The sequence below is a fragment of the Thioalkalivibrio sulfidiphilus HL-EbGr7 genome, from assembly GCF_000021985.1.
GTDB lineage: Bacteria > Pseudomonadota > Gammaproteobacteria > Ectothiorhodospirales > Ectothiorhodospiraceae > Thioalkalivibrio_A > Thioalkalivibrio_A sulfidiphilus.
Genome location: NC_011901.1, coordinates 755,838 through 771,332, shown reverse-complemented (window position 1 = coordinate 771,332; position 15,495 = coordinate 755,838). Strand labels below are relative to the sequence as shown.

Here is a 15,495-nt window from a genome sequence, read left to right as displayed (position 1 = left end):
GGTGATCCGGTCTTACCCGGGGCGCGCACGGCCGAAGCAATACACGGTCCCTGCGCGCCCTTTTTTATGCCTGTTATGATTTTTCATGGCCCAGGCCCTGGAACGCTCAAGTTTTCAGGCCACCAGCCGACTCTTTAGCCAGGATAACGATAAAAAAACCAGGCCGGCCGCCACGGACCGAGCTGCCCGACCGGATTTCTCAGAGGAGTAGATCATGTCTCTCAAGATGCGACTGACGTTGCTGGCCCTGGGTGCCCTGCTGTTTGCCTCCATCGCCCTGATCAGCACCGCCCGCATGGCCCAGAACGAGGCGGAGCAGCGTTTCGAATCACTGGTGATGAGCAGCAAATCCCAGCTCTGGGAGAAGATCATCCGTACCGAGATGGAACGCATGCGCACCGGCATGCAGGGCCTGACCCGGGACCGCAACACCCTGGCGGCCATGGCCTCCGGCGACCGCGCCGCCCTGGCCGACAACGCCCGGCCCACCTTCAACCGCCTGAGCGCCTCCGAGACCATCTCCCGCCTGCAGCTCACCGACACCCGGGGCCAGATCCTGTTCTCCGCCCCCGGCGAGTTCAGTGGCGAGACCCGCAAATCCCTGGTTGCACAGGCCCTCGAAGAACGCGCCGTGGTACAGGGGGTCCAGCGGGACGAGGACGGCACCCTGGTCTCGGTGCTGGCCTTCCCCATGTACCAGCGCGGCCAGCTGGCGGGCGCCGGTGTATTCATGCGCACCCTGGACACGGCCCTGGCCGACCTGTCTGCCGCCGATGAATCCCACAACTACGTGGTCAGCCCCCGTCAGGGCACGGAATACTCCACCGACGAGGACGAACAGTTCTATGGGAGCCTGGGCCTTGAGCTGCCGGCCCTGGGCAGCGAACTGGTCACCCGGGCCCACCACGACGGATTCGGCTACTCGGTGTTGGTGCGCCCCATCAACGCCCCGGACGGCCAGCCCCTGGCCCACCTGGTGAGTGTCAACGACTTCACCGAAAGCTTCTCTCAGCAATCGCGCATCAATCTCATGGCCATCGTCATCACCGTGGTGGTGATCCTGGTCCTGGGTCTGCTCATCTACTGGTACACCCACCGGGCCTTCGCCCCCCTGCTGGCCGCCGTGGACACCCTGGACGCCATCGCACAGGGCGATCTGACCCACGACCTGCCCGAAGTGAACCGGCGCGATGAGACCGGGCGCCTGATGACCGCCATGCGCACCATGCTCCTGCGCCTGCGGGACATGATCAACGAGGTCAATGCGGCCACCGGCCAGGTGGCGGCGGCGGCGGAACAGATGTCCGCCACCACCCAGGAGACCAGTGCCGGCATCCAGCGCCAGCGCAGTGAAATCGAACTGCTGGCCACCGCCATGACCGAGATGAGCCAGACCACCCAGGATGTGGCCCGCAACGCCAACGAGGCCGCCGACTCAGCCAACTCAGCCAAGGACGAATCATCCAGCGGCGAGAAGGTCGTGCGCCAGACCATCGGTGCCATCGAGGACCTGGCCAGTTCCGTGGAGGAGACCGCCCAGGTCATTCACCGCCTGGAGAGCGACACCGACAACATCCGCGTGGTGCTGGACGTGATCCGCGGCATCGCCGAACAGACCAACCTGCTGGCCCTCAATGCCGCCATCGAGGCGGCCCGGGCCGGCGAACAGGGCCGCGGCTTCGCCGTAGTGGCCGACGAGGTGCGCACCCTGGCCACCCGCACCCAGGATTCCACCCAGGAGATCCAGCGCATCATCGAACAGCTCCAGGGGGGTGCCGGGGAGGCGGTCAAGGCCATGGAAGGTGGACGCAGCAAGGCCCAGAAGACGGTGGAAGAGGCCGCCCTGGCCGGAGAATCACTCACGCGGATCCGTGCCGCCGTGGACACCATCACCGACATGAACCACCAGATCGCCAGCGCCGCAGAGGAACAAAGCGCCGTGGCCGACAACATGAACCAGAGCGTGGTTACCATCAACCACGTGGCCGAGGAGACCAGCGCAGGCGCCCTGCAGACCGCCAACGCCTCCGAAGAACTGGCCCAGCTGGCCCTCAGGTTGCAGCAGCTCGCCGGACATTTCCGCACCTGATGTCCTGTTGAAAAATACCTGCTGGGGACCATACTCCGGGTAGACACACCGAATCCGGGGAGGTCCCCATGTTCGTCAAAGACCGCAATAACGGCCATCTGGTAGAAGTGATCGACAGCGCGTCCCTGATGGACCCCGCCCAGGCCCGCTTCAAGGGCCGCTACAACTGGGGCGAAGAACTCCCGGAACCCGAGGCCTTCGCCAAGGCCGACATGATCTTCCCCTCCGGCGAATCTCTGCCCCGCTGCTGGCTGGACGTCCACTACCGCGACAACGAACTGCGCCGCTGACACAACCCCGCGAGTCGTGTGCTTGAAACCACGGCCTGCGGCGGCGAAGATGGCTGTGCGACTTCTGCCGTGCAGGCACAGAGGAAAAGCAATCGGACAGGATGAACAGGGGTTTTTCGGATGTACAGGATTCAATCCTTGAAAGAACGGAATCTTTTCTTCTCATCCTGTTAATCCAAAAAAATCCTGTTCATCCTGTCGATTGCTATCAGTTCTCTGCGGACAATTAAGGAATCCAGCCAAGCATGAACATCCAGACCGACATCGAGCGCAAGCTGCGCGAGGCCTTCGACCCCGTTCACCTGGAAGTGGAGAACGAGAGTGCCAATCACAACGTGCCGCCCGGCTCGGAATCCCACTTCAAGGTCACCATCGCCAGCCAGGCCTTCGAGGGCGAACGGCTGGTGGGGCGCCACCGCAAGGTGAACACCGTGCTGGCCGAAGAGCTGGCCGGACGCATCCACGCCCTGGCCCTGCACACCCTCACGCCGGATGAATGGTTCGCGCGCGCCGGCAAGGTCCCCGACTCGCCCCCCTGCCTGGGCGGATCCAAGGGCGGCTGAACCCCATGGGAGACGTGGTCCGCTTCAAGCGACCCAAGGCCTCGGACAAGCACAAGGGCAAGACCCTGTGCCGCTCCAACTTTCACAAATGGGAAGTGCTCACGGAAAACCGATTCGACGTCAAACAGGGACGCCTGGTGACCATCGAGCGTTGCGCCCGCTGCGGCGAGACGCGTAGCCGGCGCACCTGACCTGAATACATTAACCACGAAGCTCACGAAGGCCACGAAGGTATTTTTCAACAAGAAGCTTCGTGCTCTTCGTGAGCTTCGTGGTTAACAGGCTTTAAACGTTATTCACCCGGCACGTCGCATTTGCCGAAGAAGTCAAAGTGATCCATTCCCTCGCTGATGCCGCCCGCATGGCCGCTTTCGGCGAAGTAGATACGCTGGAAACCCTTCAGACGCCGCAGTTCCGGATGGTGGTTGCCCACCACCACGCCCAGCGTGCTGCCGCGCAGCATGTCCTCGTCGTTGCCTGAGTCCCCCGCCACCAGGATGCGCTGCAGCTCGATGCCCCACTTGTCGGCGAAGTAGCGCACGGCGAAGCCCTTGGAGGCACGGGAAGGCAGCAGGTCCAGGAAGCGATCGTGGGAGTAGATGATGTTGGCATGCAGGTCCTGCTGATGCAGCAGGCGTTCAATCTCCTGCATGGAGGGCGCCTTCTCCGGGTCCACGAAGAAACTGAGCTTGTGGCGCCGCTGATCCACCTTGGGCTGCAGCTCGACGCCCGGAAGATCCAGCAACTGCTCCCTGAGCCCGTCCGGGTCCCAGCGATGGTCGATGTGCTGTTCCCAGCCCCGATCCTGGGTGATCTCGGGACCATAATGAATCTCCGAACCCACCGAGGTAATGAGCAGGTCGGGTGTTGGCACGCCCCATTCCTTGAGCACCTGCAAGGCGGAATCCAGACGCCGGCCGGTGGCGATGCCGAAGGCGACCCCCTGACCTTCGTCCTTGATGCGCTGCACCAGGGCACGCAGGCTGTTGCGATCACCCAGCAGGGTGTTGTCGATATCCGAGATGATGGCCCGGTCCGCCTTGGCCAGCTTGCCTGACAGGCGCTGCTGACCACGCCGGATGCGGCTTGCCTCCCGACGCAGGGACTTCACCTGTTTGACGTACTTCTGCGCATGCCCCTCCCAGGCGTAGTGCTTGCGCACGCCCTTGAGGCCACTGTCGGAGAGTTTCTTCCATTTCTCCCGGTCGTTGACGATGGCCCAGATGGCCTCGCCCATGGCCCTGGCGTCCAGGGGGTCCACGAGGGTGCCGTTATGGCAATGCCGAACGATGTCATGGGGACCGCCGTCCCGGGTGGCGACGATGGGGGCGCCACAGGCGGCGGCCTCGATCAGGGTCAGCCCAAAGGGTTCGGTGAGTGCCGGGTTGACGAATACGCCCCGGGTGCGTGCCACCAGGCGGTAGAAGTCCGGCACATCATCGGCGTTGTGGTGTTTGGGGTAGGCCACCTGTCCATAAAGATCGAACTCATCGATGCGCATGAGCACCTCGGTGAGCACCTCCCGGGAGCCCTTGTCCAGGTCGCGGATCACGTCGCGGTTGCCGGCGATGATCACCAGGTTGGCATGACTGCGCAGTTGCTCATGACCGGCGAAGGCCTCTACCAGGGTGGGGATGTTCTTGCGCTCATCCGGGCGGGACAGGGCCAGCACCATGGGCAGGTCGGGCTTTTTCAGAAACCGGGCCAGTTCCTGCCAGACGGCCGGCCGGCGTTCCCGGGGTCTGGGCGGGGAGAAGCGTCCCAGGTCGGTACCCGGCGGCACCACCACCATGCGTTCGGGCCGGTAGTGGTCGTAGAGGGCGTATTGCTCCTCCACTTCCTGCTGGGTGCTGGCCACCACCATGTAGGCGTTGCCCAAGGTCTCTTCCTCGGCCTCGATGCGCCGGGACATGGCGTAGCGGGACTCGATGTCTTCATCCTTGAGGCCCTTCTCCAGCAGACGTTCCCGCTTGACCCGCCCCAGGGAATGGCCAGTGTGTACCAGGGGGACACCCAGGAGGTTGGCCAGCCGTGTGCCCACATGGCCCGCATCGGCGTAGTGGCTGTGGATCACGTCCGGCATCAGGCCCACCTGGCGCACGTGACCCAGGGCGTTATCGGCAAAGCAGTCCAGATAGGGCCAGAGGGTTTCCTTGCGCAGGTAACGGCGCGGTCCGCAGGGCAGACGGATGATCCAGGCGTTGTCCCCCAGGGATTCCTCGGGCCTGGCGTAATCATCGGAGACCTTGCTGTCGATCACCTGGCGGGTAAGCAGATCCACCCGGCCCACCTCGGGATGGGCCGCCAGGGCCCGGGCCAGCTCAACCACGTACTTGGTCTGCCCGCCGGTATCCGCATCGCGGCCCAGCTCCAGTTGCTCGCCGCGAATCAGTCCATGCACGCTGATCAGGACGATGTACAGGCCCTCACCCCGACGTGCCTTGCTCTGGGTCTTTTTCATGCCGTTTCTTCCCTATCCTCCAGTCGCAACAGGTCCAGACGACCGGGATCCTCGATGAACTTCTGTGCCAGGATCAGTGCCGCCGCGGACCAGGTCTGATTGTAATTGGCACGTCGGCCGATAAGCCGGCCGTTGCGCCCGTCGTAGTATTCAGGCCATCCATCCCGGGCCAGGCGATGCATGGCCACCTGCTGAACCCGCTCGGCCATGTCTGTGCGCCCGGTGCGCAGCGCCGCTGCCACCAGCGCCCACAGAAGGGCCGGCCAGTTCCCCCCGTTGTGGTAGGACCAGGGGATGTTCTTGGGATCGGAGCCGGTGAGCAGACGCCACTCCTCCCCCTCCATGGCGGGATAGCAGATCTTCACCGGCATCATGCCCACCAGGTCATCCCAGCGTTTCTGGAACACGTCCACGATGTGACCGGACTGGCGTTCGTCGGCCAGGCCGAACAGCACCGCGAGCAGGTTGCCGAAAGAGAAGAAGCGAAAGTCCATGCGCCCCGGCCCCAGGTTGCCCACCAGGTAGCCGGCCTCCTCCGGGAGCCAGTCGGTGACCCAGTCGGGAATGCTCTCGGGGTAGATGTTGAGGGTGTTCTCGATGTCGTGGCCAAACAGCTCCGTACGCGCCCGGTGGATGTGGTTGAGCTTGGCCAGGTCCAGCCAGTAATAGTTGCGCACGTACTCGGTCAGTTGCGCGAGCCGCTTGACCGACTGCCTGATCACCTGCTGATTGTCCGCATCCGCGGGGTCGAGCATGGCAATCCCCGCCTGCAGGGAGCCGAAGAACAGGGCCTGGATCTCCAGGGGGTGACCGAACACACCCATGCGCCGGTCGATCATGAAGGAGCCGTCGGGCACCAACAGGGTGGGAAACACCTCGAAGCGGTCCTGGAGGCAGATATTGAGGATCATGCGGATGCCCCGCTGACACTCGGGCGTGCGCGCGTAGGCGCTGTCGCCGGTGGCGCGCACGTAGGCACGCAGCAGGATCAGCCACCACATCATGGAATCCACCGGCGCCACCCGGCCGATGGCCCGGTCGCCGAAATCCGCGTGCAGTTCCTCGCTGCCGTCTTCCCGACCCAGGACCCGGAAACTGGCGGGCATCACCTTGGGCAGGGATCGGTGACCCTCCATCTCCTCCTGCTGATCCCGAAGGCGCAGCACGATCCCGAGGAAATTGCGCACGATCTCGGGGCGACCATCCAGCAGGAACACCAGGGCGGAGGGCACGAAGTCGCGAATGAAGCAGTCGGAGTAGTTGTCAGCCGGCGCATGGGCGTCGAGGCTGGCGATGGTACCCACCGCCCGGCCGTGATAATGCACGAGAGAGGCCTCGAGCAGCCGGTAGGCGGAAGCAATGGGGTCGGTCACACCGGTTTCCCTGGAGATAGACGAATGGCTACGGAAGTTCTGCCCCATGGTAACGGATCGGGGCGGGGGAGACACCTTGGAAGGATGAAGGTTGAAGGTTGAAGGATGAATCAGGAAAACCTCCATTCATTCTTCAACCTTCAACCTTCATCCTTCCGGCCACGCCGGCACCGGTGGCGGTGTTGCGGGTCTGGCAAAAAGGTAACCCTGCACGAAGTGCACACCGGTCTCCTTCAGCCACTGCCATTCCTCTACCAGCTCAACGCCCTCGGCGATGGTCTGAATACCCAGGTCCTGGGCCATTTCCACCAGCTTGCCCAACACCTTCTGCTTGAAGCTGTCCTCATGGATACCCGAGACCAGTTCCCGGTCGAATTTCACGAAATCTGGTTTGAGCTTGGCCAGCAGGTTCAGCGAGGCGTAACCGGCGCCCAGGTCGTCCAGGGCCACCCGGAAGCCGCAATCCCGGTAGTAATTGATGATGCGCAGCAGATGGGGCACATCGCCCACGTGCTCACTCTCCACCACCTCGAACACGAACTGGTTGGGATCGGCCCCCACCTTCTCTGCCTCCTTGACCGTGGTCTGCAGACAGAAGGAGGGTTCGTAGATGGTGGTGGGATTGAAGTTGATGAATACCGCCGTGGTCAGGCCGTGCCCCATGGCCTGGCGAATCGCATTGATACGGGCCGCCCGGTCCAGGTGAAAGGTCAGCTCCGAGGCCCGGGCCTGGGCGAACAGGCGGTCCGGGTAGACCACCTCGCCATCCTTCATGCTGCCCCGGATGAGGGCCTCGTAGGCGAAGGGTTCCCCGGGATTATTGATGGGCACGATGGGCTGGAAGTGGAAGCTGAGTCGTTCCTCGTCGATCATGTCCATGAGCCAGTCGCTGCTCAGGCGGGAGAGCAGCGTGGACAGGGGCTGGGTCTCCATGAGCTGGGCGATGCCGAAGGCCTCGCCCCGGGGCAGGAACACCGCCCGACACCCCTCCACCTCGGCCTCGTTCATCAGCTGCGTGAGCAACTCGCCCAGGGCGCGGATGCCCTCCTCGCTGACCGGCACACCCAGCACACCTGGCGCAGGGGCTTCCACCAGCAGGCCCTTTTCGTCCAGGCGCTTTTGCAGGGTCTGGTAGGTGTGGGTCAGGAAGGGGGCCAGGAACAGCGTGCCCGGACCATTTTCCGGACGGCGGATGGTTTGACAGTCTTTACAGGCCATGGAATGACGCCTTGATGTAGGATGATGGGGCGCGGGACCGGCCGCGCCTGTGACCAGCATACCCAAGACCCCAGCCCCGGTTAAGAGGAGGTCTCATTCCATGAGCAACAATCAGGACAGGCCAGGGCAGATTACCGACGAAAGCCTGCGCGAGCGGCTGAGTCCCGAGGCCTATGCGGTGACCCGGCGCGCCGGCACCGAGCCGCCCTTCAGCGGCCGCTACTATGACCACCACGAGACCGGCATCTATCACTGCATCTGCTGTGATGCGCCGCTGTTCAGTTCCGAACATAAATTTGACTCCGGCAGCGGCTGGCCCAGCTACTGGCAGCCGGTCTCCGGCGATGCCCTGAGCGTAGTGCGCGACACCAGCCACGGCATGATCCGCGAGGAGGTGCGCTGCGCCCGGTGCGATGCCCACCTGGGCCACGTATTCCCGGACGGACCACCTCCCACCGGTCTGCGCTACTGCATCAACTCCCTGTCGCTGGACTTCAAGGCCGCCCACAAATAAGGCCGGACGGCTTACAGGCCGGACTAGGTCCGTGCCTCGCCGTGCAAGGCCTCCAGTTCTTCGATGCGCTTGCGGGTATCGCCCGGCGAGCCGCTGTGCCGCGCCAGTGTCTGGTAGGCCACAGGCACTACGAACAGGGTGAAGAAGGTGGCAAACAGCACGCCGGAGAACACCACGGTGCCGATCACGAAACGGCTCTCGGCGCCGGGGCCGCTGCCCAGGATCAATGGCAGGGTGCCCATCACCGTGGTCACGGCGGTCATCAGCACCGGGCGCAGACGCAGACGGGCCGCATCCATGAGTGCGTCATGGAATTCAATACCCTGGTCACGCAACTGGTTGGCGAACTCCACGATCAGGATGCCGTTCTTGGCCGCCAGGCCGATGAGCATGACAATGCCGATCTGACTGTAGATGTTGAGTGTCTGCCCCGTGACCCACAGCCCGAACAGGGCGCCGGCGATGGCCAGCGGCACCGTGAGCATGATCACCAGGGGATGCACGAAACTCTCGAACTGGGCGGCCAGCACCAGGAACACCACCAACAGGGCCAGGGCGAAGACGAAGATCACCGCACCACCGGCCTTGCGAAACTCCAGGGAATCCCCCTTGTAGTCGATACGCGCGGTCTCCGGCAGCAATTCCGCGGCAATGCCGTCCAGGTACTCCAGTGCCTCGCCGAGGGTATAGTCATCGGCGAGCCCTGCGGTAATGGTCACCGAGCGCATGCGGTTGTAGCGATTGAGGCTGGCGGCGTCGGCCTGCTCCACGAAACTCACCAGGTTGGACAAGGGAATCAACTCGTCGCTGCGCTGGGAGCGCACATAGATATTGCTGATGTCATTGGGCGTGCGCCGCTGCTCGGGCTCACCCTCCAGGATCACGTCGTATTCCTCGCCCCGGTCGATGTAGGTGGTTACCCGGCGCGAGCCCAGCATGGTCTCCAGGGTGCGGCCGATGCTTTCCACCGACACGCCCAGATCCGCGGCCCGGTCCTTGTCGATGGTCACCAGCAACTGCGGCTTGGTCTCCTTGAAATCGGAATCCAGGCCCCGCAGACCCGGGTTACTGGAGGCCCGATCAATGATGATGTCCCGCCACTGGGCCAGCTCCTCGTAGCTGGGCCCACCCAGCACGAACTGCACCGGCTGGCCCGCACGTCGCCCGCCCAGACCCTGACGCATCACGGTCACCGCACGCACGCCGGGGATCTGGTTCAGCTCCGGCTGCAGGGCGCTCATGATCTCGCTGGCCGATCGGGACCGCTCGTCCCAGTGCTGCAGCACCACGATGCCGATGCCGTCATTGACCACCTCGGAGTTGCCGAAGCTGCGCGGCGTGCGCGCCAGCACCCGGATGGCCTCACCACTTTCCAGCAGTGGCAGCAGGCGCTTTTCCACCTCACGCATGTGCCCCGTCATCGCCGGATAACTGGTGCCTTCCGGCGCAGAGGCAAACACGAAGAACGCCCCCCGGTCCTCCCGGGGGGCGTATTCGTTGGGGATCACCTGGATCAGGATGGCGATGACCGCGAACAGGGCAATCAGCACCACACCGGTCACCACCGGCACCTTCAGGGAGAGGGACAGGATTCGGGCGTAGAAATTACCCAGCCGCTCGAAGGCCACGTGCATGACATGGCTCAGGCCCGTCTTCTGGTTGTCGGCACGAATCAGGCGGGCACACATCACCGGCGAGAGCGTCAGCGCCACCAGGCTTGAGAAGGCCACGGCCGCCGCCATGGCCAGGGCGAATTCCGTGAACAGCCGCCCGATGTTGCCCTGCAGAAAGGCCAGGGGCACGAACACGGCGATGAGCACCAGGGTGGTCGCCACCACCGCAAAGCCCACCTGGCGCGCGCCCCGGTAGGCCGCCAGCAGGGGCGGCTCACCCAGCTCGATACGCCGGTGAATGTTCTCCAGCACCACGATGGCATCGTCCACCACCAGACCGATGGCCAGCACCAGGGCCAGCAGGGTGAGCAGGTTGACCGTAAAGCCCAGGGCATACAGCGCCGTGAAGGCAGCGATCAGGGACACCGGCACGGTGACCGCCGGGATCAGCATGGCGCGCAGATTACCCAGGAACAGGTAGATCACCAGGATCACCACCGCCATGGCAATGAACAGGGTGGTATACACCTCCTTGATGGCGCCCTCGATGAACACCGAACTGTCGTAGCTCATGTTGAGCGTGACACCCTCGGGCAGGCTGGGACGAATGCGCTCTGCCTCGATCTTGACCGCCTGGGCCACCTCCAGGGTATTGGCAGTGGACTGCTGGATGATGCCCAGTCCCACCATGGATTCGCCGTTGCCCCGCAGCTCCGTGCGTTCATCGGCGGGCCCGATCTCCACCCGCGCCACCTCCCCCAGACGAATCAGATGTCCGTCATCGCCCCGGCGCACCACCAGGCGCGCGAAATCCTCGGGCGTTGAATAGGCACGGGCCACACGCACGTTGAATTCCCGTGTCACGGACTCCACCCGACCGGCAGGCAGCTCCACGTTCTCCCGACGCAGGGCCGCCTCCACGTCCTCCACGGTCAGGGACCGTGCGGCCAGTGCCTCCCGGTCCAGCCAGATGCGCATGGAATAGGTCAGCGAGCCGCCCACCCGTACCAGGGCCACACCATCCACCACCGACATGCGGTCCACCAGGTAGCGCTCGGCGTAATCGGTGAGCTCCATGCGGTTGAGCCGGGTGCTTGAGAGGTTCAGCCACAGGATCACGTCGGCGTTGGTGTCTGCCTTGAACACCATGGGCGGGTCCGCCTCGTCGGGCAACTGACGCACCACCCGGGAGACCGCCTCGCGCACATCGTTGGCTGCAGCATCGATATCCCGACTGACATCGAACTCCACGGTGATACGCGAGCGCCCGTCGGTACTGTCGGACTGGATCCACTGGATGCCCTCGATGCCGCTGACCCGGTCCTCCACCAGCTGGGTGATCTTGGTCTCCACAATGGCGGCATTGGCACCGGGATAGTCCGTGAGGATGGTCACCACCGGCGGGTTGATGTCCGGATATTCCCTCAGCGGCAGGCGATCATAAGAGATGATGCCGAAGGCGATCAGCAGCAGGCTGATCACCACGGCGAATATCGGCCGCCGGTTGGCCACATCCGAGATGATCATTGGGCGCTGACCTCGGCCTCGACCCGTATCCCGGGACGCACGCGGTTGGTGCCTTGCACCACGACCCGGATGCCTTGCTCAAGGCCTTCCAGCACTTCGACCCGGCCCGGTGCCCGCCGACCGGTCACGATGCGCAGGCGCTCGACACGCTCGTCATCATTGACCACGAACACGTACTGCTCGTCCCGCATGGGCACCAGGGCCGCCTCGGGGATGGACAGGGATTCGGTCTCCTGCTTGAGCAGGCGCACCGTGAGCAGCATGCCGGGGAACAGGACACTGTCGGGATTGGGGATCTCTGCCCGCACAATGCCGGCCCGGGTGCCCGGATCCACACGGGAATCCACCGAGGTCACCCGACCCCGGAATTCGCGACCAGGATAGGCGGCACTGCGGGCGGTGATGTTCTGCCCCACCTCGATCCCGGGCAGGAATGTCTCGGGCACGGTGAAGTCCAGCTTAATGACACTGACATCGTCCAGGGTGGTGATCAGGGTGCCAGGATTCACCAGGGCGCCGACGCTGACCCGCCGCAGCCCCAGCACCCCACCGAAGGGGGCATGGACACTGCGGTCATCCAGCCGGGCACGGGCCGCTTCCAGGCGCGCCTGGGCCTCGCTCAAGCGGGACTCCTGCTCGTCCAGGCGCTGGCGGGGCAAGGCCCTGTCGGCCACCAGGCCCCGGATGCGATCCACCTCCCGGCGCTGCTCGGCAAGCCGGACCTCTGCCTCCTGCAGATCGGCCCGCTGCTCGGCGGTGTCCAACTGCGCCAGCAGATCCCCGCGGCGCACCCGCTGACCGTCACTGAAATTGAGCGCCTCCACGCGACCCGTGACCTTGGCGGCCAGGTCCACGGATTCGTTGGAGCGGGCCGTGCCCAGGGATTCCAGGGTGGTGACATAGGTGGCCAGGCCCACTTCGGCGACCACCACCGGGATGGGGGCGCCACCGCCACCCCCCGCGGATGCCTGGGGCGCGCTGGCCTGTTGCTGGAAGTGATAGACCGCGCCCACCGCGATGATCGCGGCGAGCACCAGCACCAGGGGCGCCACAAGCTTTTTCACGTCTTTACGTCCTCGACAAAAACACGGTTTCGAATCCGGCCTCTGGCCCGGCGATCTCACCGGGTCGCGGTACCAGACGCATAATTCACGTTCGCAGGCTCAGTTCAGGCCTTCGCGATCGTGGGGGGCGCGGAAATCCAGTTCCGGGCCCCGGGGCACGATACCGCTCGGATTGAGCTGGGCGTGACTACCGTAATAATGGGTCTTGATCTGTTCAAGATGCACCGTCTGCGCAATCCCTTCCATCTGGTAGAGCTCACGGGTGTAGGCCCACAGCTTGGGATAATCCATGAGACGGCGCTGGTTGCACTTGAAGTGGCTGTAGTAGACCGCATCGAAGCGCACCAGGGTAGTAAACAGGCGCCAGTCGGCCTCCGTCAATTGCCCCCCCACCAGATAACGCTGCCGTGACAGCCTGTCTTCCAGCCAGTCGAGGGTCTCGAACAGGTCCTCATAGGCCCGCTCGTAGGCCGCCTGGGTGGTGGCGAAGCCGCATCGATAGACACCGTTGTTGAGGCGCTCGTAGATGCGCTCGTTAACCTCATCGATCTGCCCACGCAGGGCTTCGGGGTAGTAATCCTGGTGGCGCTGCGTATGGGCCTCGAAGGCGCTGTTGAACATGCGAATGATCTCGGCCGACTCGTTGTTGACGATGGTGTCGCGCTGCTTGTCCCACAGCACGGGCACCGTAACGATGCCGGTGTACTGCGGATCTGCACGGCTGTAGAGCTCGTGCATGTACCGCACACCATGCAGGTGGTCGGGGGTGGAACCGGGGTGGGGTTCGAAGGTCCAGCCGGGCTCGTGCATGAAGGGGTTGACCACCGAGACACTGATCAGATCCTCCAGCCCTTTGAGCTGACGAAAGATCAGGGTGCGATGGGCCCAGGGACAGGCCCAGGAGACGTACAGGTGGTAGCGGCCCGGCTCGGCGGCAAAACCGCCCTCGCCGCTGGGACCCGGGGATCCGTCAGGGGTGACCCAGTGGCGAAACTGGGAATCCTGGCGTACGAATTCACCGGCCTCGGTCTCCGCCTCAAGCCAGTCTTCGTCACGTAATTTCCCGTTGATCATGAGACTCATGGATGTGCTCCGTTGGATGCATCCGCGGGCCAAAAGGAATGGAACCGCCCGGTGGCGCATCGTTGTTAGGACAGGCGGACGGCGGCGGGAGTTCATCCCGGGCCGCCCGCAGGTGAATGGCAGGCCTTCTGGACCCTGGCGGGCCCGGCTCAGCCGCCGCGACGGGCGTCGATGCTCCAGGCGCCGGCACCGTGGGCAAAGACGTAGAGCAGGCCGCCGGTGATGGCCAGGTTCTTCATGAACAGGATCTGCTGCATGCCGTCGGAGAAGTCCAGGTGAAAGATCAGCGCCGCCAGGAGGGTGAAGCCGGCCAGCAACAGGCCCGCCCAACGTGCCCACAGGCCGATGATCAGGGCCAGGCCACCCCCCACCTCCAGCAGGATGACCAGGGGCAGGAGCATGCCCGGCACGCCCATGGCCTGCATGTAGCCCTGGGTGCCGTCGAAACCACCGATCTTGTCCAGACCGGCCAGCAGAAACATCACGCCCAGCAGCACGCGGCCGGCCAGGGTGGAAACGGGTTGCAATGCATTCATGTGCTTTTCCTCTGGGTTGTTGGTGTCGTTGAGGACCCATTATCTACAGTTAAATTAGATATAAAAGCGCAAAATATTGACTTATTTGATCTATATTTTAGATACATTAGGACGGAAACCCCATGAAGGCACCCCGCGTCACCCTCGAACAATGGCGTGTACTCCAGGCCGTGGTGGACCAGGGCGGCTTTTCCCAGGCCGCTCGCCACCTGCACCGCAGCCAGTCTTCGGTGAGTTACGCCGTGGCTCGCCTGCAGGAGCAGGTGGGCATCCCCCTGCTGCGCATCGAGGGGCGCAAGGCCGTGCTCACCGAGGCAGGCGAGGTGTTGCTGCGCCGCTCCCGCGCCCTGCTCAGGGATGCCGGCAGCCTGGAAGGCCTGGCCCATACCCTCAGCGAGGGCTGGGAGGCGGAGGTTCGCCTGGTGGTGGATGCCGCCTTCCCCTCGGATCTGCTCATGGCTGCCCTGGTCGAGTTCATGCCCCTGAGCCGGGGCACCCGGGTACAACTCCAGGAGGTGGTGCTGTCCGGGGCCGAGGAGTCCCTGCTGTCCGGGGAGGCGGACCTGGTCATCGGCACCCACGTGCCCGCCAGCCATCTGGGTGACCCGCTCATGGAGGTGCAGTTCCTGGCCGTGGCCCATCCGCACCACCCCCTGCACCGCCTCGAACGCCCCCTCACGGGCCACGACCTGAAGGATCACATGCAGGTGGTGGTGCGGGATTCGGGCACCCTGCATCGCACCGACTTCGGCTGGCTGGACGCCGAGCACCGCTGGACCGTCACCAGCCTGGACACCGCCGCCGCCGCCGTCGGCGCCGGGCTGGGCTTCGGCTGGCTGCCCCTGCACCGCATCCGGGAGGCCCTGGACCAGGGCAGACTCAAGGCCCTGCCCCTGACCGCCGGCCTGCAACAAAGCGCCAGTCTCTACCTGATCTTCCAGGATCCGGACAACGCCGGCCCCGCCACCCGGGCCCTGGCCCGGGTCCTGCACCAGGCCTGTCATGCCACCGACACATCGAACACCCCCCCGCCACAAGCGTCGGGTTTACCGATAAACGGGTATGCAAGTGCCGAGGATCCGGGGAATAATGGGCCACGCTAAGAACAAGAAACGGCTGTCACCCTGCGGGTAGACATCCAGGATGACCAGACCACCGGGGGGG

At 64.3% G+C, this 15,495-nt stretch carries 13 protein-coding genes; 6 read left to right on the top strand and 7 right to left on the bottom strand.

Going from position 1 to position 15,495, the window contains the following annotated elements:
* Positions 1–214: 214 nt before the first annotated feature.
* The 4 genes from TGR7_RS03520 (at position 215) to TGR7_RS03505 (ending at position 3,133) form a co-directional block, all read left to right on the top strand.
* On the top strand, positions 215–2,089 hold the full coding sequence (locus tag TGR7_RS03520) for a methyl-accepting chemotaxis protein (RefSeq protein WP_012637292.1): 1,875 nt from the start codon (positions 215–217) through the stop codon (positions 2,087–2,089).
* Positions 2,090–2,157: 68 nt separating this feature from the next.
* Positions 2,158–2,379, top strand: coding sequence for a hypothetical protein (locus tag TGR7_RS03515; RefSeq protein ID WP_012637291.1), 222 nt, complete (start codon positions 2,158–2,160; stop codon positions 2,377–2,379).
* A gap of 245 nt (positions 2,380–2,624) precedes the next feature.
* A complete protein-coding gene (locus TGR7_RS03510) occupies positions 2,625–2,942 on the top strand; it encodes a BolA family protein (protein ID WP_012637290.1) in 318 nt (105 codons plus the stop codon).
* Positions 2,943–2,947: 5 nt separating this feature from the next.
* Positions 2,948–3,133, top strand: a complete 186-nt coding sequence (locus TGR7_RS03505) for a hypothetical protein (RefSeq protein WP_012637289.1) — start codon at positions 2,948–2,950, stop codon at positions 3,131–3,133.
* Between the two features lie 101 nt (positions 3,134–3,234).
* Here the strand turns inward: TGR7_RS03505 and TGR7_RS03500 are convergent, their stop codons facing one another.
* The 3 genes from TGR7_RS03500 to TGR7_RS03490 all read right to left on the bottom strand — a co-directional run bounded on the left by TGR7_RS03500 (position 3,235) and on the right by TGR7_RS03490 (position 7,994).
* Complete coding sequence (locus TGR7_RS03500; RefSeq protein ID WP_012637288.1) at positions 3,235–5,403, bottom strand: HAD-IIB family hydrolase; 2,169 nt, start codon at positions 5,401–5,403, stop codon at positions 3,235–3,237.
* A complete protein-coding gene (locus TGR7_RS03495; RefSeq protein WP_012637287.1) occupies positions 5,400–6,824 on the bottom strand; it encodes a glycoside hydrolase 100 family protein in 1,425 nt (474 codons plus the stop codon). The genes TGR7_RS03500 and TGR7_RS03495 overlap by 4 nt, the downstream gene beginning before the upstream one ends.
* 99 nt (positions 6,825–6,923) lie before the next feature.
* Positions 6,924–7,994 (bottom strand): EAL domain-containing protein, encoded by a 1,071-nt coding sequence (locus TGR7_RS03490; RefSeq protein WP_012637286.1) that lies wholly within the window; start codon positions 7,992–7,994, stop codon positions 6,924–6,926.
* 100 nt (positions 7,995–8,094) lie between these two features.
* Between TGR7_RS03490 and msrB the strand changes: the two genes are divergently transcribed.
* Entirely contained in the window at positions 8,095–8,508 is a 414-nt protein-coding gene (msrB, locus tag TGR7_RS03485) for a peptide-methionine (R)-S-oxide reductase MsrB (protein ID WP_012637285.1), read from the top strand.
* A gap of 23 nt (positions 8,509–8,531) precedes the next feature.
* Here msrB and TGR7_RS03480 read toward each other — a convergent pair whose 3' ends face one another.
* The 4 genes from TGR7_RS03480 to TGR7_RS03465 form a co-directional block, all read right to left on the bottom strand.
* A complete protein-coding gene (locus TGR7_RS03480; RefSeq protein WP_012637284.1) occupies positions 8,532–11,648 on the bottom strand; it encodes an efflux RND transporter permease subunit in 3,117 nt (1,038 codons plus the stop codon).
* Positions 11,645–12,712 carry an efflux RND transporter periplasmic adaptor subunit gene (locus tag TGR7_RS03475; protein ID WP_012637283.1) on the bottom strand — a complete coding sequence of 356 codons (1,068 nt, stop codon included), beginning with the start codon at positions 12,710–12,712 and terminating at the stop codon, positions 11,645–11,647. Before TGR7_RS03475 ends, TGR7_RS03480 begins: the two co-directional genes overlap by 4 nt.
* Positions 12,713–12,811: 99 nt before the next feature.
* Positions 12,812–13,795, bottom strand: coding sequence for a glutathione S-transferase family protein (locus tag TGR7_RS03470; RefSeq protein ID WP_012637282.1), 984 nt, complete (start codon positions 13,793–13,795; stop codon positions 12,812–12,814).
* A gap of 149 nt (positions 13,796–13,944) precedes the next feature.
* Positions 13,945–14,331 (bottom strand): DoxX family protein, encoded by a 387-nt coding sequence (locus TGR7_RS03465; protein ID WP_012637281.1) that lies wholly within the window; start codon positions 14,329–14,331, stop codon positions 13,945–13,947.
* Between the two features lie 122 nt (positions 14,332–14,453).
* On the opposite strand from TGR7_RS03465, the gene TGR7_RS03460 reads away from it, so the two are divergent.
* Positions 14,454–15,434 (top strand): LysR family transcriptional regulator, encoded by a 981-nt coding sequence (locus tag TGR7_RS03460; RefSeq protein WP_012637280.1) that lies wholly within the window; start codon positions 14,454–14,456, stop codon positions 15,432–15,434.
* Positions 15,435–15,495 lie beyond the last annotated feature (61 nt).